Origin of the sequence: Streptococcus sp. DD13 (genome assembly GCF_001578875.1) — a bacterium.
Taxonomy (GTDB): domain Bacteria; phylum Bacillota; class Bacilli; order Lactobacillales; family Streptococcaceae; genus Streptococcus.
Window position 1 is genome coordinate 326,452 of the sequence record NZ_KQ969506.1, and the last position, 18,316, is coordinate 344,767.

13 protein-coding genes are annotated in these 18,316 nt (G+C 42.6%); 11 read left to right on the forward strand and 2 right to left on the reverse strand.

The window, feature by feature from the left end; genetic code table 11:
* Positions 1 to 169 precede the first annotated feature (169 nt).
* The 9 genes from STRDD13_RS01445 (at position 170) to STRDD13_RS01485 (ending at position 11,479) form a co-directional block, all read left to right on the forward strand.
* Positions 170 to 1,105: an ABC transporter permease gene (locus STRDD13_RS01445; RefSeq protein ID WP_067100927.1), complete on the forward strand. Its 936-nt coding sequence runs from the start codon at positions 170 to 172 to the stop codon at positions 1,103 to 1,105.
* A gap of 12 nt (positions 1,106 to 1,117) precedes the next feature.
* On the forward strand, positions 1,118 to 2,053 hold the full coding sequence (locus tag STRDD13_RS01450) for a carbohydrate ABC transporter permease (RefSeq protein WP_067100931.1): 936 nt from the start codon (positions 1,118 to 1,120) through the stop codon (positions 2,051 to 2,053).
* An 89-nt stretch (positions 2,054 to 2,142) separates the two neighbouring features.
* Positions 2,143 to 3,600 carry an ABC transporter substrate-binding protein gene (locus tag STRDD13_RS01455; protein WP_067100934.1) on the forward strand — a complete coding sequence of 486 codons (1,458 nt, stop codon included), beginning with the start codon at positions 2,143 to 2,145 and terminating at the stop codon, positions 3,598 to 3,600.
* A gap of 413 nt (positions 3,601 to 4,013) precedes the next feature.
* Complete coding sequence (locus tag STRDD13_RS01460) at positions 4,014 to 4,628, forward strand: DUF624 domain-containing protein (protein WP_067100938.1); 615 nt, start codon at positions 4,014 to 4,016, stop codon at positions 4,626 to 4,628.
* Positions 4,625 to 6,262: a sensor histidine kinase gene (locus tag STRDD13_RS01465; protein WP_067100941.1), complete on the forward strand. Its 1,638-nt coding sequence runs from the start codon at positions 4,625 to 4,627 to the stop codon at positions 6,260 to 6,262. Before STRDD13_RS01460 ends, STRDD13_RS01465 begins: the two co-directional genes overlap by 4 nt.
* A gap of 2 nt (positions 6,263 to 6,264) precedes the next feature.
* Positions 6,265 to 7,548, forward strand: a complete 1,284-nt coding sequence (locus STRDD13_RS01470) for a response regulator transcription factor (protein WP_067100944.1) — start codon at positions 6,265 to 6,267, stop codon at positions 7,546 to 7,548.
* A 128-nt stretch (positions 7,549 to 7,676) separates the two neighbouring features.
* Positions 7,677 to 9,062: a glycoside hydrolase family 1 protein gene (locus STRDD13_RS01475; protein ID WP_067100947.1), complete on the forward strand. Its 1,386-nt coding sequence runs from the start codon at positions 7,677 to 7,679 to the stop codon at positions 9,060 to 9,062.
* Positions 9,063 to 9,098: 36 nt separating this feature from the next.
* On the forward strand, positions 9,099 to 10,043 hold the full coding sequence (manA, locus tag STRDD13_RS01480; protein ID WP_067100950.1) for a mannose-6-phosphate isomerase, class I: 945 nt from the start codon (positions 9,099 to 9,101) through the stop codon (positions 10,041 to 10,043).
* A 365-nt stretch (positions 10,044 to 10,408) separates the two neighbouring features.
* Positions 10,409 to 11,479: a VldE C-terminal domain-containing protein gene (locus tag STRDD13_RS01485; protein WP_067100952.1), complete on the forward strand. Its 1,071-nt coding sequence runs from the start codon at positions 10,409 to 10,411 to the stop codon at positions 11,477 to 11,479.
* A 732-nt stretch (positions 11,480 to 12,211) separates the two neighbouring features.
* On the opposite strand, the gene STRDD13_RS01490 is transcribed toward STRDD13_RS01485, so the two are convergent.
* Positions 12,212 to 13,498: a uracil-xanthine permease family protein gene (locus STRDD13_RS01490; protein ID WP_067100955.1), complete on the reverse strand. Its 1,287-nt coding sequence runs from the start codon at positions 13,496 to 13,498 to the stop codon at positions 12,212 to 12,214.
* A gap of 640 nt (positions 13,499 to 14,138) precedes the next feature.
* Between STRDD13_RS01490 and trpB the strand changes: the two genes are divergently transcribed.
* Both trpB and STRDD13_RS01500 read left to right on the forward strand, forming a co-directional pair.
* Positions 14,139 to 15,323, forward strand: a complete 1,185-nt coding sequence (gene trpB / locus STRDD13_RS01495; RefSeq protein WP_067100958.1) for a tryptophan synthase subunit beta — start codon at positions 14,139 to 14,141, stop codon at positions 15,321 to 15,323.
* Positions 15,324 to 15,522: 199 nt separating this feature from the next.
* Positions 15,523 to 16,446: a carbohydrate kinase family protein gene (locus STRDD13_RS01500; protein ID WP_067100962.1), complete on the forward strand. Its 924-nt coding sequence runs from the start codon at positions 15,523 to 15,525 to the stop codon at positions 16,444 to 16,446.
* Positions 16,447 to 16,704: 258 nt separating this feature from the next.
* Here STRDD13_RS01500 and STRDD13_RS01505 read toward each other — a convergent pair whose 3' ends face one another.
* On the reverse strand, positions 16,705 to 18,189 hold the full coding sequence (locus STRDD13_RS01505) for a DUF1846 domain-containing protein (protein ID WP_067100965.1): 1,485 nt from the start codon (positions 18,187 to 18,189) through the stop codon (positions 16,705 to 16,707).
* Positions 18,190 to 18,316 lie beyond the last annotated feature (127 nt).

Sequence of the window (18,316 nt, forward strand, 5' to 3'; positions counted from 1 at the left end):
AGCCATCGGAAGATCTCAAGACGATTCCTTGAGATCTTTTTTTAACTTATTTTATTTAGTGTTTGAAATAAGTAGAATTTTTTCTATAATTTGTAGTTTATCTCTTATAGCGAAAAGCCTTATAATAAAAACATGAAAACGGTACCATAACAAAAGAAAGGGAGATGTTATGAATAAAGTTTTAAAAAACATTAGAGAAAACTTTATCTTTCTGCTCATGGTCCTGCCTGGTGCGATATGGTTGATCTTATTCTTCTATATCCCGGTCTTCGGTAATGCGGTTGCCTTTCAAGATTTCCACATTCACCCGGATGGTTTCCTGGCCAGTGTCCTGAATAGTAAATGGGTGGGATTGGATAACTTCAGATTTCTCTTTAGTTCACAAGATGCCTACATCATCACGCGAAACACCTTGCTCTATAACCTCGGATTTATCGTGCTCGGTTTGATTGCAGCGGTTGCAATTGCGGTAATCTTTAGTGAGATGCGCTCGAAAAAGTTGGTAAAAGTTTTTCAGACTTCCATGCTCTTTCCATACTTCCTCTCATGGGTTATTATCAGTTACTTTGTTGATGCTTTCTTGAATATCGATAAAGGATTGATCAACCATATCTTAGAAAGTATGGGCAAGGATCCAATTAACTTTTACACGACATTGGGTATCTGGCCAGTCCTCTTGCTCTTCATAGGGATCTGGAAAGGACTTGGATACAACAGTGTCCTCTACTATGCAACCATCATGGGAATTGACCCAACCTACTATGAAGCAGCTATCGTGGATGGCGCTTCGAAGTGGCAAAGGATTCGCAATATCACCCTACCTCAGTTGGCACCACTGATTACGGTTCTTACGATTTTAGCAGTTGGAAATATTTTCCGTGCAGACTTTGGTCTCTTCTATACAGTAACCCGTAACGGAGGCGGAGGATCTCTCTACAGTGTCACCAACGTCCTTGACGTATACGTATACAACGGTTTGGCCAATACTGGGGACATCTCCATGTCAGCTGCTGCCGGACTTTATCAATCCATTGTCGGTTTGATCCTGGTGGTGACATCTAACCTGATTGTTCGTCGAATTGACAAAGAATCTGCTCTATTTTAGAAGGAGGAACCAATGCAAGCTTCAAAAAAAATCAAAAAGAAAAAAATTGATAGCGTTGGTATCCACGCTTTTAGTAGACCAGCCAATTTCTTCTTCAGTATTTTAATTGGAATTATCGCGCTTTCAAGTATTTTACCCTTCATTTTTGTTATCATGATTTCCATCACGGATGAATCCGTGATTGCAACACAAGGGTTCAATTTCTGGCCTTCCAAATTTGGTGTAGATGGCTATCTCTTCTTGGTAAACTTTAAAGATAAAATTTTAAATTCGCTCTTTATTACCTTGTTTGTGACAGTGGTAGGGACAGCGACAAACGTCTTTATCACAACAACTTATGCCTACGCCATCTCGAGAAGAACATTTAAGTACAAACGATTTTTCACTGTTTTTGCTCTGATCACCATGCTCTTTAATGCAGGGCTAGTTCCAGGCTACATCGTCGTCACCCAGCTTCTACATATCGGAAATACGATTGCAGCCTTGATTGTGCCAATGTTACTCTCTCCGTTTAACATTATCTTGATGCGGACCTTCTTCAAGAGAAACATTCCGGAAGCCATCTTGGAATCTGCTCGGATTGATGGGGCAAGTGAAACGCGTATTTTCTTCCAAATCAGTTTACCACTTGCCTTACCTGGTATCGCAACAATCAGTCTCTTTACAGCACTCGGTTTCTGGAACGACTGGTTCAATGCCCTTCTTTATATCAAGAATCCAAATCTATACCCACTTCAATACCTGTTGATGCAAATTCAATCGAATATGGATTACATCGCAAAATCCTCAGGGCTTTCTTCCCAGCTCGCTGGAGCTGTCAGTGCCCTTCCAAAAGAAACAGGTCGGATGGCCATGGTCGTTGTGGCGACTTTACCAATAGCCCTCCTCTACCCATTCTTCCAACGGTATTTTGTAAAAGGTTTGACAATTGGAGGGGTAAAAGAATAGGATCTTGCCCTGTATGCCCGGACGTATGTACACTGTCCAACACACTTACTCAGTAAACAATAAAAAAATTATTTAAAGGAGTTTTTCATATGAAAAAGTGGAAAAAAGTAGCTCTATTTGCAGCAAGTGCGCTCGCAGTTGCAGGACTAGCAGCGTGTGGTAGTGGTTCATCATCTAAGAGTGATGGTGTAACGACCCTTAAGATGTATCAAATCGGGGATGCTCCTGACAATCTAGATACACTCTTGGCCAATGCAAATAAAATCCTTGAGGAAAAAGTTCAAGCTAAACTTGAAATCGAATACCTCGGTTGGGGAGATTACAGTCAAAAAATGTCTGTTATCACTTCATCTGGTGAAAACTACGACATTGCCTTTGCAGATAACTATGTTGTGACAGCACAAAAAGGTGCATATGCTGACTTGACAGATCTTTATAAGAAAGAAGGGAAAGCTCTTTATGAAGCTCTTGACCCTGCTTACATCAAAGGAAACACTGTCAACGGTAAGATTTATGCAGTACCAGTTGCAGCAAACGTAGCTTCTTCACAAAACTTCGCTTTCAATGGTCCACTTTTGGAAAAATATGGCATTGACATTTCTGGAGTGACTTCATACGAAACATTGGAACCAGTTTTGAAACAAATCAAAGAAAAAGATCCAAACGTTGTTCCATTTGCTATCGGTAAAAACTACATTCCTTCCGATAACTTTGACTACCCAGTTGCGAACGGTCTTCCATTTGTTATCGACCTTGAAGGGGATACAACGAAGATTGTAAACCGTTACGAAGTACCACGTTTTGTACAGCACTTGAAGACGATCCATAGCTTCTACGAAAAAGGATACATTCCAAAAGACGTAGCAACCAGCGATACTTCTTATGACCACAACAGCGATACATGGTTGGTTCGTGAAGAAACTGTCGGTCCTGCTGACTATGGTAACAGCTTACTTTCTCGCGTCGCAAACCGTAAGATTGAAATCAAACCAATCACAAAATTCATCAAGAAAAACCAAACTACTCAAGTTGCGAACTTTGTCATCTCAAACAACTCTAAGAACAAAGAAAAAGCAATGGCAGTATTGAACGAAATCAATACAAACCCTGAATTGTTGAATGGATTGGTATATGGTCCAGAAGGAACAAACTGGGAAAAGATTAAAGACACAGAAAACCGTGTTAAAGTTCTTGAACCATACAACGGTAACACTCATATGTCAGGTTGGAACACCGGTAACAACTGGATTCTTTACATCAACGAAAATGTAACAGACCAACAAATTGCAGATTCTAAGAAAGAATTGGCTGAAGCAACTGAATCACCAGCACTTGGCTTCATCTTCAATACTGAACCTGTTAAATCTGAAATTACTGCAGTGACCAACACAATGCAACAATTTGACCGTGCGATCAACACCGGTACAGTTGACCCTGAAGTTGAAATTCCAAAATTGATGGAAAAACTAAAATCTGAAGGTGCATACGACAAAGTGTTGAAAGAAATGCAAAAACAATACGATGAATTCTTAGCATCTAAAAAATAAGAGATGATGAGGCTGGGACAAAAGTCCTAGCCTCTCAATTGTTTTTGGATTGTCGAGCAAGACGCAGTGGTTGAGTAGGCTCTACTAGGCTGTTTTCATCCGCTTTTACAGCTCGACTCAATTGTGCGGAGGTGGGACGAGGAAGAGGTGGGACGACGAAATCGAATTCTAAGGAATGACCGATTTCTGTCCCACTCTCATTCTCATTTCAAAGAGTCATCCAATGATGGGAAAGAGCCTCATAGAAATGCTCACGCAAAACAAAATCTTCTTTCTGATGACGTTTTTTGAACCTACGTCAGGTAGAAGAAAAATACATCAAGCTACTCAAGAAAACTTGTTTAAATGAGTTACTTTACGAAAAAAAGTGGTATAATGAAAGCATTATCATAATCAAAGAGAAGGAGTTCACAATGGGAAAATTGATTGACTTTATCTTTCAAAGAGTATTTATGGCCATGTTGGCCTCAGGGATTTTTCTAGTCCTAGCTTTATGTGGTGGACTGGTGCTTGGGATTGCCCCAGCTGGAAGTGTCTTAATGACCTTGTTTGCCCAGTATCGCTACAACTATAAGCAGTACAAGTGGACAGAAGCGTGGACTTTATTTAAGGAAAACTTTGTTCGCTCCAATCAAATTTTCTATACTTTTTTTGTGACCGAATCGGCCTTTCTTTACGGGATTTACTTGATTATTCAGGTGCCCCAATCCATTTTAACTGTTTTGGTAACGATCTTTAATCTCGTTTTTGCAGTGATTATTCCGCTTGGTTACGCTGTTTACCTGAAGCTACAAGTTTACTTTGACATGTCCTATTTCAATAGCCTCAAACTTTCTTTTATTGGCATGTTTTTGAGTCTCTTGTCCATGTTTAAGATACTCATTGGAGCAGCCATCGTTCTCATGATTCTTTATCTTGCACCTGCCTTGGTCTTTTTCGTCTTTATAGGAGCTTGGCACTTCTTTATTAGTGATTTGCTGGAGCCAGTTTATCAGGTGGTTTCTTCTAGTATTGTAGCTGAGCCATGAAAAAAATCTGGTTAGACAGTCTTTTAAAAGTCTATGCGGTGGCCATGTTTGTCATCGTAGGATTTGTAGCCTTACTCATTTCTTATGCTTCCTGGCAGTCTAATGATCAGGAAGCAACTTCCATTGCTCAGCGCGTTTCTACAAGAGTGGCGGATGAAGTAGAAAACTACTACCAACAAGGTGTCCGCTTCACGCAAGAATTAGCAGGTAACCAGGCCAAGTTAGAAGGGCTCTATAAATACTTCACCTTGTCTCCAGGAGATTATGCCACCTGGCGATTGGCGAGCAATTTGTTGGGGATTGTAGAGGTTTCTATTCATGAAAATGTTTCCTCCATTTACTTGCAAAATGACTTTGTGGAAGGTTTTGATCTGACGCTTCAAGATTATACAACTGCCTTTGTCTCCACACGAATGAAACAAGGGGGCAAACAGGTTGAGGCTGATCAGTTTCGACCTTCGGATAGTGCCTTTGCTATTCCCTTGAATGATCCTTTTACAGCCAATCATATCGGGACGGTTTATATGACGGTTTCGAAGAAATTTTTTGAAAAAGCGATTGATAATATCCGTCATAGAACCCCTGTTTTAGTGAAGATTTCTTCCCCCTATGGAAAAACGATGATGACTTTTGGTGAAGGGAAAGGAGCTGCTTGGCTGAAGCAGGAAACCACCCATGGATATGTGGTTGAAGTGGCTATTCCAGATAGTTATCGGATTGGAACAACGATTTCCAATACTGTGTTTGTTATTGGACTGAGCCTCATCCTAACGATTAGTCTTTATTTCATCCTTCGGGGGGTCTTTCGAAACTACCAACTTCAGGTTAGTGATTTGGTGGAGACTATCCAAACGATCGGTCAAGGAGACAGTGATCGGCGGATCAACACAGAGTCTAAAGAGCAGGAGCTCTTACTCATCGCCAATAACACCAATACCATGCTGGATAATTTAGAAAAAAATATCCACGATATCTACCAGCTTCAAATCAGTCAAAAGGATGCCAATATGCGAGCTCTCCAGGCGCAGATTGATCCTCATTTTATGTACAATACACTGGAATTTATCCGGATGTATGCTGTTATGGAAAAGCAAGAAGAATTAGCCGATATTATTTATGAATTTAGTAGTCTCTTACGAAACAACATTTCAGATGAGTCAAAAACAACGCTCAAGCAAGAATTAGAATTTTGTCGGAAATACAGCTATCTTTGCATGATTCGTCATCCGAAATCCGTCGCTTATGGGTTTAAAATTGATCCATCACTGGATAATCTGACGCTACCCAAGTTTACGATTCAACCCTTAATCGAGAATTATTTTGCTCATGGAGTTGACTACCGTAGAAATGACAATGTCATCAGTGTCAAAGCGATGAAGGTTAAAGACACCATTCAGATACGAATCCAGGACAATGGTCGAGGGATGTCTGCTGAGAAGTTGAATGAAATTCGACAAATCTTGTCTTCAAGGACCGTTCAAACTACTGAAGAAAAAGAACAGCGCAAGTCCATCGGAATTATTAATATCCATGAACGTTTTCTCCTCTTTTTTGGGGATCGCTACAGCATTCAGGTTGATTCAGTAGAAGATCATGGAGTGACCTATATGATTGAAATTAAGGATACCGAGTAAGTATGTACAATGTATTATTAGTTGATGATGAGTTTATGATCACAGAAGGTCTCAAGGTGCTCATCCCATTTGAAAATTGGAAGATGAAGGTGGTGGCTACTGCAAATGATGCCGAAACAGCCTTAGAGTATCTCAAACAACATTCTGTCCACCTGGTCATCACAGATGTCAATATGCCGGGTATGAATGGCCTTGAGATGATTGCGGAGATGAAGGAGATTAATCCAAGTCTTGCTTTTATCATCTTGTCTGGTTACCAAGAGTTTGAATATGTCAAGGCAGCCCTCAATCTCCAAGTAGCAGATTATCTAGTCAAGCCAGTGGACAAGGTGGAGCTGGGGAATATCCTGGAAAAGCTATCTCAGCAATTTGATCAAGCCTCCAATGACCGTTTGAAACAAATCTTTAAGCTGGATACATCAGAGGAGGTCATTGCAGAATTAGTAGACGGAAAAGGAAGCCTGTGGTTAGGGGCCAGCAGTCAGCCGACTGGCTTGGTCTCGACTCCTTATCCATTATTTGGCAAATCTCTCTCTCTCTATCTTTCTACCAAGGAAGAAGAAAGTCTGTACCAAACACCGTTTACTCCTCCTTACAAGGAGACCATGGCCCGTTTTCAAGATCACCTGGAAAAGGTGCTCTTTTACGGAACCTTAAATCTCCAAGAAACGGACCCTCTCTTTCAATACTATGAACCCATGTATCGTGTCATCGTCCAAGGCAATCTCCAGCAGATTTTAGAAGAGTTAGACATGTTAGAAGAGGTTGTGTTGAACAATACACCGTCTGTCAGCATCACCAAACAATTGTTTATCCAGTTTGTGATGGATGTCTATCATTTATTTGAGCATCTAAAATCAGAGGATATGACCCGTATTGTTAAGGACATCGAAGGATCAGATAGTTTTGTCAATCTGCTCGATTACATCCGTCATAAACTGACAGATGTCTTTACCCAATATCGGATGAACGAAAACGTTGCCAAGGTTTTGGAGATTATTGGAAAGGATTACCAAAAGGACCTTTCCCTCAAGGACATGAGTCAAGAACTCTTTATCAATCCAGTTTATCTAGGACAGTTGATCAAGCGCGAAACCAATTCAACCTTTGCTGAATTACTGAATAAACAACGGATAAAGGCAGCCCAGCAGTTGTTGCTTTCAACCAATGACAGCATCGAAGATATTTGTTATGCAGTAGGGTACAGTAATGTTGGTTACTTCTATAAAGTATTTCGCAAGCTTTGTGGGAAGTCACCCAAGACCTATCGTCAACAGAAGGATTAACCAAATGAAAGACAGAGCCTATGCTTTGATTTCTCCTATAAAAAGCGGAGAAATTGGAATAAATAGGTTCTGTTTTTTCTCTTTAAAATGAGGTACAATCAGGGCAAGAAACAATACGAGGTGACGATATGTTGCAATTTCCAAAAGACTTTAAGTGGGGGTCTTCAACGTCTGGACCACAGACAGAAGGCCGTCAAGCAGGGGATGGAAAAGGAGATAATCTTTGGGATTATTGGTACTCCCAAGAGCCCCATCGGTTTCACAATGGAATTGGGCCAGAAGAAACATCGACTTTTTACCAACATTGGGAAAAAGACATCGACCTACTGGTGGAGACAGGTCATACGATTTTTCGGACTTCTATCCAATGGTCACGGATTTTCCCGCAGGGTCGTGGTCCAGTCAATCAAACTGGAGTAGACTTTTACCGCAGGGTTTTTGAGCAAATTCGATCTAAAGGGATTCAACTCATGGTCAATCTCTACCATTTTGACCTGCCCTATGCCCTTCAGAAAGAACAGGAAGGCTGGGAAAGCTTAGATACGGCCTATGCCTATGCAGATTATGCTCGTTTTTGCTTCGAGCAATTTGGGGATCTGGTCGACCAGTGGATTACCTTTAATGAACCGATTGTTCCAGTCGAGTTTGGCTACTTCTATGATGCACATTATCCTCATAAGGTCGATGCAGTAGCGGCCACAAAGGTAGCCTATCATACACAATTGGCTAGTAGTCTAGCTGTTCAAGCATGCCACGAGGTCAACCCAGAGTATAAAATTGGTATCGTCCTCAATCTGACACCGGCTTATCCACGCAGCCAACACCCAGCGGATGTCAAGGCTGCTCGCATAGCCGATTTGGTGCAAGCTCAATCCTTCCTCGATCCATCCGTACTAGGCCATTATCCAGAAGAGCTTGTGGAGATCTTGAAGGCAGAAAACCTCTTGCCGGAAACGACAGAGGAGCAACTCTCTTTGATTCGGGAGAATACGGTTGACTTTTTGGGAGTCAACTATTATCAGCCCCTTCGTGTCATGGCACCACGTTTTGCCAAGCACCCAGATAGTCCGCTCTTGCCGGAGCACTTCTATGAGCCTTATACCATGCCCGGTAGAAAAATTAATCCCCATCGAGGATGGGAAATTTACGAGCAAGGGCTGTATGATATTGCCCAAAATATCAAGGAAAACTATGGCAATATTGACTGGTTCTTAACTGAAAATGGGATGGGTGTAGAAGGTGAAGAGAGATTCCGAAAAGACGGCTTTATCCAAGACGATTACCGCATCGACTTTATCAAGGACCATCTGCGAGAGTTACATCGTGCGATTGCTGATGGGGCCAACTGTAAAGGCTACCTGCTCTGGACCTTCATCGACTGCTGGTCCTGGCTCAATAGCTATAAAAACCGTTACGGACTCATCGAGCTTAACCTAGAGACCCAAGAACGGGTGATCAAAAAATCTGGCTACTGGTTTAAAGAAGTCAGTCAGAAAAATGGATTTGAAGATTGAATTTCCGATAAGGAGAGAATAAGAAAGGAAAAAATCATGGCAGAACCACTTTTTTTACAGTCCGTTATGCAGGAAAAAATCTGGGGCGGAACTAAATTACGGGACGCCTTTGGCTATGACATCCCCTCTGATAAGGTAGGGGAGTACTGGGCTATTTCAGCTCATCCAAATGGCGTTTCCACCATCAAAAACGGTCGCTTTAGTGGACAAGGACTAGATAAGCTCTATGCAGAACACCGGGAGCTCTTTGGCAATAGCACATCTCCAGTTTTTCCACTCCTGACCAAAATTCTCGATGCCAATGACTGGCTTAGTGTCCAAGTGCATCCGGACGATGACTACGGACTATCTCATGAAGGTGAGTTAGGAAAGACCGAGTGCTGGTATATCATCGCAGCGGATGAAGGAGCGGAAATTATCTATGGGCACAATGCCCAGTCAAAGGAAGAACTTCGCCAGCTCATCCAAGAGGGAAATTGGGAGCAACTCCTGACCAAGGTGAAGGTCAAAGCTGGAGACTTTTTCTACGTGCCGAGCGGGACCATGCACGCGATTGGCTCTGGAATTCTCATCTTAGAGACCCAGCAATCGAGTGATACGACCTACCGTGTCTATGATTTTGATCGCAAGGACGACCAAGGACATCTTCGAGATCTCCATATCGATCAGTCTATCGATGTCTTAACCATTGGTCAGCCAGCGAATAGCCGTCCTGTAAGCCTGCATGCCGATGATTTGGAATCGACCCTCCTTGTGGCCAATGACTTTTTTGCCGTTTATAAGTGGCAGATCAATGGCCGTGTTGACTTTGTGAAGACTGTCGACTATAGTCTCTACAGTATCCTGAATGGGCAGGGAGAGATAGTAGTGGACGGAGTAAGCTATCTACTTAGAAAAGGAGACCACTTTATCCTTCCTAGTGATGTGACGAACTGGATGATGAGCGGTCAGGACCTGGAGGTCATTGTCAGTCATCCTTAGTATGGAGCTTCACATGCTATAGTGTAAGAGGCTGGGACAAAAGTCCTAGCCTCTTTTTTGTTTTTGGATGGTCGAAGAAGACGCAGTGGTTGAGTGGGCTCTACTAGGCTGATTTCATCAGTTTTTACAGCCCTATTCAACTGTGCCACTCTCTTTTGCTCTCTTGCTACAATCCTTCCCCCCTCTCATGTCCTTCCCTTCTCATCAATCGGTCTCACGAGGATGTGTCAGATTACTATTTTATAACGATTGTGTCAGAAGATTACAGCAAGACTACAAGTTGATAAAATCATTAGTTAGTGCTTTTATTATCCGAAAATTATGATAGGATGAGAACTATCATAACGAAAAGGATGTATCTAAACATGAAGAAGAAAAATAAAAAAATCCTCTTATTCTCAACACTTACTCTTTCGATGGCCTCTTTGGCGATGATGAAGGTACAGGCTGACGAAGTAGAAATGAATTGGACGGCCCGCTCAGTGGACGAGATTAAAGCGGATATCCAAGAAAAGAACGAAGGCAAGGTCTATACTATTCGATACGGCGACACCTTAAGTACGATAGCAGAAGCACTTGGCATTGACATGCAGGTCCTGGCCAACTTAAATGATGTGACCAATCTAGACTTGATCTATCCCGAAACAGTCTTGCGGACCAAAGTGGACGAAAAAGAGCAAGTTACAGCGATTGAGGTTGAAACACCTCAGGCAAATGCTGAGCCAACAGTTGTTTCGGCTGATTTGGAAAAAAATGAGATTCAAGTAGGGGAGCAGACACATTCTGTTGAAGATCTAACCCAACCAATCGACAGCCAAGAGAAAGAAACTATCCAGGAAGAAATGGCCTCCTCCAAGGAAGCAGAAGGAACGCCATCAAATTCCTCCCAAAAGGAGGAAGATATTCAAGAGCATACGACGACACCAGCTGCTCAACAGTCATCGCAAGATCCAGTTCAGCAAACTAGCAGTCCAACGAACTCGACACCTTCCACCACAAACCAATCGAGCACGAGTGGGGGTGGCAGCAGGAGGTCCAATAACTTGTCTACTTCTGTCGAGGTTGCTTCCTTGTCGCTTACAAATACAGGCTCTAATGAAGGGCTTCAGCCACAGACAATTGCCTTTAAAAACGAAGTAGCTGCAGCATTTGGATTGAGCAATATAGGAGGATATCGAGCTGGCGATCAAGACCATGGAAAAGGCCTGGCTCTTGATTTCATGGTGCCTACAAGCTCAGCTTTAGGAGATCAAATCGCCCAATACGCCATTCAACAAATGCAAAGCAAGGGAATTTCCTATATCATCTGGAAGCAGCGCTTTTATTCACCTTACCCAAGTATCTATGGACCAGCCAATACTTGGAATCCGATGCCAGATAGAGGAAGTATCACTGCCAATCATTATGACCATGTCCACGTTTCCTTGAACCCTTAGGAATAGAGCGATATCAAAATTACACTTCAAAGATTGTGTAATCGCTTGCAAAAAAATCGAAACTATGTCATAATGAAAGGGAAGAAAAGAGATGCACAATAGAAAGGATGAAAAACGGAAACGATACTTTGTGCAGTTCTTGAAAGCATCCCAATCAGCTTCAAATCGTTTCTGATGAGCACGTGACATGAGAGCGATTTGCTAAGCAAGAGGTACCGCAAAGGAAAGGAGGAATATTTGATTCAAGATCACTCTTCCTCTCTTTCAATCAAGAAATCATCCAGTAGGAACTACTAGCAAGTGGTAGTAGCAAGTTTTTAGACAGTAGCGGTTACATAATCGGGCTAAACGTACGATAGCCATCTGAAAGACGAGAAATTTAGGTCCTATATCCTATATTTTTATGACTGAGCTTATGAAGTGTTTTCCACACTCATTTCAATTAGTAGGCTTCAGCTTCCAAAACCGATCATTCCATGCAAGTGATAAGATTCTGTATGGGAGGCTACTCTAAATCCCTATCACAAGTGAAAGTATTGTAGACCTTATGGTTGAGAAAGAACTAGGTGTACGTTCGTCCCTTTAGGATGTCTGTTTATCCTAGCTTCCCCTTTACCAGAATGGGCAGGGGCCCGAAATACTGGTAAATAGTTGCTTATAAAAGCAAGAGAAGACGCGATGAAGAGGATTCACCGCGTCTTTTTGTTAGGTTGTAAGGCTGCTTGTTTTTTATTAGCTTGCTTTCGTTTCTTTAGGAAGAAGCAAGTTTAGCAAGATTCCTGTAAGGGCTGAGAGAGCCGTACCAGATAGGGTTACAGGACCCAGTGGCAAAACAGCTCCACCGATTCCAAGGACCAACATGGCACTTGCGATGATGAGATTTCTGATTTGCCCAAAATCAACGTGTTCCTTGATGAGGACCTTCAAGCCATTGCTTGCAATGACACCGTAGAGCAGGATGGACATCCCACCGAGGACTGGCTTAGGGACAGTTTGGATAAGTGCTGTGAACTTGCCTAAAAAGCTCAAGAGAATGGCTATGATCGCAGCATTTCGAATCACAGAGACAGAAGCAATACGGGTCATAGCTACGACTCCAGTATTTTCTCCGTAGGTTGTATTGGCCGGACCACCAATAAAAGCGGAAACGGCTGTTGCAATCCCATCCCCCATCAAGGTCCGGTCGAGACCAGGATTTTTCAGGAAAGGGCGGCCACAAATTTGGCTCAACACTGTATGATCACCGATATGTTCTGAAATGGTTACGATCGCTATAGGTAAGATAGCAATTGTTTCTGGTCCGAAGTAGAGATCATACTGTTTGAAAACACCACCCGTACTAAAAGGAAGATAGAAGTTAGGAATTTCAAACCAGTTCGCATCAAGGACTGGTTGAAAGTCAACCAATCCGAACAAAAGAGCCGCGATATAGCCACCGATAATAGCAAAGAGAAAGGGGATGATTTTAAAGAGACCCGTTCCTTTGGTATTGACGACAGCGGCAATCAAAAACGTTACTAAAGCAACAGCAGGAGCCTTCCAACCACCATCTGCCACTAGACCTGCATTGCTTACAGCTGAATTAGCAAGACCAAGACCAATGACAATAATCATAGGTCCGATTACAATCGGTGGAAGAAGGGCATCGATCCACTTGGTTCCGATAAATTTGACGGAAAGAGCGACCAAAACATAAATCAAGCCAACAAGGACCACGCCAGTTTGAGCAGCTGAAACATCGCCGTTCATTTCCTTCATGGCTAATGCCATGGCTGTAATAAAGGCAAAGGAGGAGCCTAGATAGACAGGGACGCGAAAACCTGTGCAAATCATGTAGATCAAGGTTCCAATCCCAGAAGCAAATAAAGCAACAGAAACAGGCATTCCAAGTTGTAGCGGTACGAGAATAGTGGCTCCAAACATAGCAAAGACATGTTGGAAGCTCAGCAAGATCCCTTTACCAAAAGAAGGACTTTGATCCACGTCTAGGATCAAATCAGCAGATGTGTTCTTTTCCAATTTTAAACCTCTCTTTTGGGCACAAAAAAAGCCCCTTTTTTTAGCGGCAAAAGTTTGCAACAAAAAGCCTGTGAATGACTCGTCTTTCTCATCTCACGGGATGAATTTAAAAACTCTTGCATCAGTAGTATATCAAAATTAGTTTCACACGTAAAGCAAAGGATTTGTCAATGACCTCCTCAACCTTTAAGCGTGTATCGGAAGGGTAAGAAGTCTACATGAATATACTGTCAATCGGTCTAGACGCCATAGCTAGAGTTTATAGTGAGTTATAGTTTATAAGATTGAATAGAGAGGAAAATTGATTTAAAATGAGATTGATTTTCGGAGGAACATATTTTATAATGGATTTATCAGAAGAAGTACTTCTAGTAATGTCTTCAGGGAGCTGTCGGTTATTGTGAGACAGTGGCAATGCTTTTAGGAAATGGGCTGATAGTAGTTTGGAGCAAATACATAAGCTTCCGGTTGGCACCCCTTACCGTGCATCCTGTTGATAGACAGGGATGAGTGGATTCTGTTGTGAAGGATCCAACGAGGTGGTACCGTGTTATGACTTTGTGATTAGCGCCCTCGCGTAGATTTTCTATGCGTGGGCTTTTTCATTCGCTTAAAGCTGATTGGGGAAAGGAGACAGCATATGGCAGAGCAAAAAGGATATTTTGGACAATTTGGTGGGTCGTTTGTACCAGAACCAATTCAAGAATTATTAGATGAGTTAGAAAGAACGTTTGAAAGGTATAAAGAGGATCCGGAGTTTTTGGCCGAGTACCATCATTATCTAAAGGATTATTCTGGTCGAGAAACTCCATTGTATTTTGCAGAAAGTTTGACGGATCACCTTGGTGGAGCCAAGATTTATCTTAAACGAGAAGATTTGAATCACTTAGGGTCTCATAAGCTGAATAATGTATTAGGTCAAATCCTGCTTGCAAAACGGATGGGGAAAACCCGTGTCCTGGCAGAAACAGGCGCTGGCCAGCATGGAGTGGCTACCGCAGCTGCAGCTGCCAAGTTTGGGATGGCCTGTGACATCTATATGGGGGCGGAGGATGTCGAACGCCAACGCTTGAATGTCTTTCGGATGGAAATGATGGGAGCGACTGTCCATGCGGTTCAAACAGGGACCAAGACCCTTAAAGATGCTGTGGATGCAGCTTTTGGCGCTTGGATGTCAGACTTGGATGCTTTTTATGTCCTGGGTTCAGCAGTTGGACCTCATCCCTATCCGACCATTGTCCATGAATTCCAAAAAGTCATTTCCGTTGAGTCACGTAGACAAATCCTGGAAAAAGAAGGGCGTCTCCCAGATGCTGTCATTGCCTGTGTAGGTGGAGGGTCCAATGCGATTGGTGCTTTCTCTGAGTATGTAAAGGATCCTCAAGTTCAGTTAATTGGTGTGGAGGCAGCTGGAAAAGGACTTGATACAGATTTACATGCTGCTACGATGACGAAAGGAACGATTGGGGTTGTCGATGGCATGAAGACTTTTGCCGTCTTCCAAGAGGATGGACAAGTCGCACCTGTCTACTCGATCTCTGCTGGTTTAGACTACCCTGGTGTCGGTCCAGAGCATGCTTTCTTTAAGGAAAATGGACGGGTGACCTATCTTGCTGCGACGGATGATGAAGCAGTAGAGGCCCTCTTGCTCTTAAGTAAGACAGAAGGGATCATTCCAGCAATCGAGAGTTCCCATGCACTAGCCCAAGCTATTAAACTAGCTCCAACCTTAGAAAAAGATAAGATCCTCATCGTAAACCTATCTGGACGTGGCGATAAGGATGTGGCTTCCATTGCTGCTTATTTAGAAAATAGGGGTGAATAAACGAAAAAAACAGGATTTCTAAACGGAACTCCTGTTTTTTCCCGTTTATGGATAAGAATCAGCAAGGCAGTAGTTGGACTTGAAGGACGGATAGTGGCCTTTATTTATCTCATGATAAGTGAAGTCAGGAATGAATCGAAACCAGATACTCCTATTTTTTGGTATAATAGAAAATGAAATCTGTAGAAAAGAGAATATTATGAAGCGAAGTTTGGTCATTGGTTCGACTGTCTGTGACGTCATGATTTATCTGGATCGTCTCCCAAGTCGGGAAGGCGATGCTCACCTAGATCATCAACTGTGGTCTTTAGGAGGATGTGCCTTTAATGTTGTCAATATCCTGCATCATCTAACTGGAGAATACGAATTTCTTTCACCTCTTGGTCAAGGTGTCTATGGAAAGTATGTCCAAAGCGAGCTGGAAAAGCTTGGAATCAAGAGTCGTATCCAGTTAGAGGGGAATAATGGCTGTTGCTACTGCTTTATCGAGTCGGATGGAGAAAGGACCTTTTTATCTGACCATGGCGTCGAGTATACCTTTCAATCGTCTTGGATAGATGAGCTGGTAGACGAGACCTTTTCTTATATTTATGTGTGCGGATTGGAAGTTGAGGAGCCGACAGGACTCGAATTGGTTCAAGCAGTTGGGCGTCTACAGGGACAAGTTATTTTTGCGCCAGGACCACGGGGCCTCTTCATTCCACAGGATCGTTTACTAGCGATTTATGACCTCCATCCTATTTTGCATGTGAATGAAGCAGAAGCTCTTTCTTTTTCCAATGAATCTTCTGTGAAAGAAGCGGCTAAAAGCCTGTTTGCTCAGACAGGTCAGTTGGTTATCGTGACCTTAGGTGAAAAGGGAGCCCTTGCTTATGATGGAAACTGGTACCATGCTCCTGGGTATCCTGCTCAAATCGCTGATACAGTGGGCGCTGGCGATAGCCATGTGGGAGCCTTCCTAGCAGCTAGGCAGTCTGATTTAGAGATAGCAGACGCCCTTGACTTCGCCAACCGAGTGTCTAGCCAAATTGTAGCTACAAAGGGGGTCCACCTGAAAAAGGAGCAATATTCATCCTTACGACAAGAGTTACGCCAAATCAGACAAGAGAAGGCTCCCCAGTAGACAGAATTATTTTTGGAATTTCCTTTTCTAGCCTTCATCATATCGTCGTTCACGCATGGACCAATCTTTTGATGGCATGTGGCTACAGATAGATGTTGCAGAATAAGCCCTTTCAAGTGAAGAAGGAAATTCTCCGTTTGATCTCTATTCTGGATAAGAAAAAGGGGAAGAATCTTATCAGAGGTAAGAAACAGAAAACCACGAAGTTCCTGGAAGCTTCGTGGTTTCATTGTGTTTGTTTAGTTTTTGTTTGAAGATTTAGCGGCGATAGAGTTTTTCTTGCTCATATACTGGATCAAAGGTGACATGGATCCCGAGCTTGCGAAGGACATTTTTATCCTCTTCAGGAAGGGTCACTGTGGAGTGTACCTCGCTTCCTTTCAAGGAGCTGAGTTGGTCCATGGCTTTTTGGGCCTGCTCATTGTCCATGGCAGTAATCGCTAACGCTATCAAGATTTCATTGGAATGGAGTCGAGGATTATGGCTTCCTAAGTGGTGAATTTTTAAGGATTGAATCGGTTTTACATAATCTGGACTAATAAGGTGGGTTTCCTTATCAATGTGTGCGAGTTGCTTAATCGCGTTGATCAGAACAGCAGCGGTTGGTCCAAACAAATCAGAGGTTTTTCCGGTGACAATTTCACCAGAAGGCAATTCCAAGGCTAAAGCAGGATGACCGGTCTCCTCTTCTTTCGTCCGGGCCTTGACGGTCACCTTCCGGTCTAGGGGGTGAACCCCGATGGAGTTCATGAGGAGTTCAATCTTTTTGACGGCCGACTCAGAAACTTTTTCAGCCTTAAAATCCACGAGAGTCTGATAGTAGCGACGGATGATTTCTTGTTTGGATGCCTCACGTGCAGCTTCATCATCTACAATGGAGAAGCCCACCATGTTGACTCCCATATCAGTCGGGGATTGATAGGGGGAGCTTCCTAAAATCCGTTCGAACATGGATTTGAGAACTGGAAAGATCTCAATATCTCGGTTGTAATTAACGGTCGTTTGGCCGTACGTTTCTAGGTGGAAAGAATCAATCATATTGACATCATCTAGGTCAGCAGTTGCTGCCTCATAGGCCAGATTGACAGGATGGTGGAGCGGAAGATTCCATACAGGGAAGGTTTCAAATTTAGCATATCCAGACTTGATTCCATTTAATTGATCATGGTACATATTGGACATACACGTGGCAAGTTTTCCAGATCCAGGTCCAGGTGCTGTCACAACGATCAGATTTCGGCTAGTCTGGATATAATCGTTTTTGCCCATGCCTTCTGGAGAGATAATATGATCGATATCTGTCGGATATCCTTTGATTGGATAGTGGAAGTAGGCCGTAATGCCGTTTTTTTCCAGTTGGAATCGAAACAAATCAGCAGCTGGTTGATTGGCATACTGGGTAATCACGACAGATCCAACATAGATTCCAAGCTCTTTAAAGGTATCAATCAGTCGGAGCACTTCCTGGTCATAGGAAATTCCCAAATCGCCACGCGCTTTTGACTGCTCGATATTGCTGGCATTGATAGCAATGACGATTTCAACTTCTTCTTTCATTTCTTGAAGCAGCTTGATCTTATTATCCGGTTCATAACCAGGAAGGACTCGCGCAGCATGGAAGTCTTCCAGCATCTTTCCACCAAATTCTAGATAAAGCTTTCCGTCAAACTGATTAATCCGTTCCCGTAAGTGGTCTCTTTGGAGTGTTAAGTATTGATTTGAATCAAATGCAAGTTTTTTCATTATTTTGTACCTCTGGACCAAATTATATCAAAAAAATAGTGGTCTAGGATAGCAAAAGTCCATTTTCTAGAAAATAGGTCAGATAACTCTAGATATCCTTGCAAAGATTTTCAAGGGATGCTATGAT

What these genes read in the sequence shown, in the direction of transcription:
- STRDD13_RS01445 (WP_067100927.1), top strand. Translation starts at nt 170, where the DNA reads ATGAATAAAGTTTTAAAAAACATTAGAGAAAACTTTATCTTTCTGCTC.
- STRDD13_RS01450 (WP_067100931.1), top strand. Translation starts at nt 1,118, where the DNA reads ATGCAAGCTTCAAAAAAAATCAAAAAGAAAAAAATTGATAGCGTTGGT.
- STRDD13_RS01455 (WP_067100934.1), top strand. Translation starts at nt 2,143, where the DNA reads ATGAAAAAGTGGAAAAAAGTAGCTCTATTTGCAGCAAGTGCGCTCGCA.
- STRDD13_RS01460 (WP_067100938.1), top strand. Translation starts at nt 4,014, where the DNA reads ATGGGAAAATTGATTGACTTTATCTTTCAAAGAGTATTTATGGCCATG.
- STRDD13_RS01465 (WP_067100941.1), top strand. Translation starts at nt 4,625, where the DNA reads ATGAAAAAAATCTGGTTAGACAGTCTTTTAAAAGTCTATGCGGTGGCC.
- STRDD13_RS01470 (WP_067100944.1), top strand. Translation starts at nt 6,265, where the DNA reads ATGTACAATGTATTATTAGTTGATGATGAGTTTATGATCACAGAAGGT.
- STRDD13_RS01475 (WP_067100947.1), top strand. Translation starts at nt 7,677, where the DNA reads ATGTTGCAATTTCCAAAAGACTTTAAGTGGGGGTCTTCAACGTCTGGA.
- manA (WP_067100950.1), top strand. Translation starts at nt 9,099, where the DNA reads ATGGCAGAACCACTTTTTTTACAGTCCGTTATGCAGGAAAAAATCTGG.
- STRDD13_RS01485 (WP_067100952.1), top strand. Translation starts at nt 10,409, where the DNA reads ATGAAGAAGAAAAATAAAAAAATCCTCTTATTCTCAACACTTACTCTT.
- trpB (WP_067100958.1), top strand. Translation starts at nt 14,139, where the DNA reads ATGGCAGAGCAAAAAGGATATTTTGGACAATTTGGTGGGTCGTTTGTA.
- STRDD13_RS01500 (WP_067100962.1), top strand. Translation starts at nt 15,523, where the DNA reads ATGAAGCGAAGTTTGGTCATTGGTTCGACTGTCTGTGACGTCATGATT.
- STRDD13_RS01505 (WP_067100965.1), bottom strand. Translation starts at nt 18,189, where the DNA reads ATGAAAAAACTTGCATTTGATTCAAATCAATACTTAACACTCCAAAGA.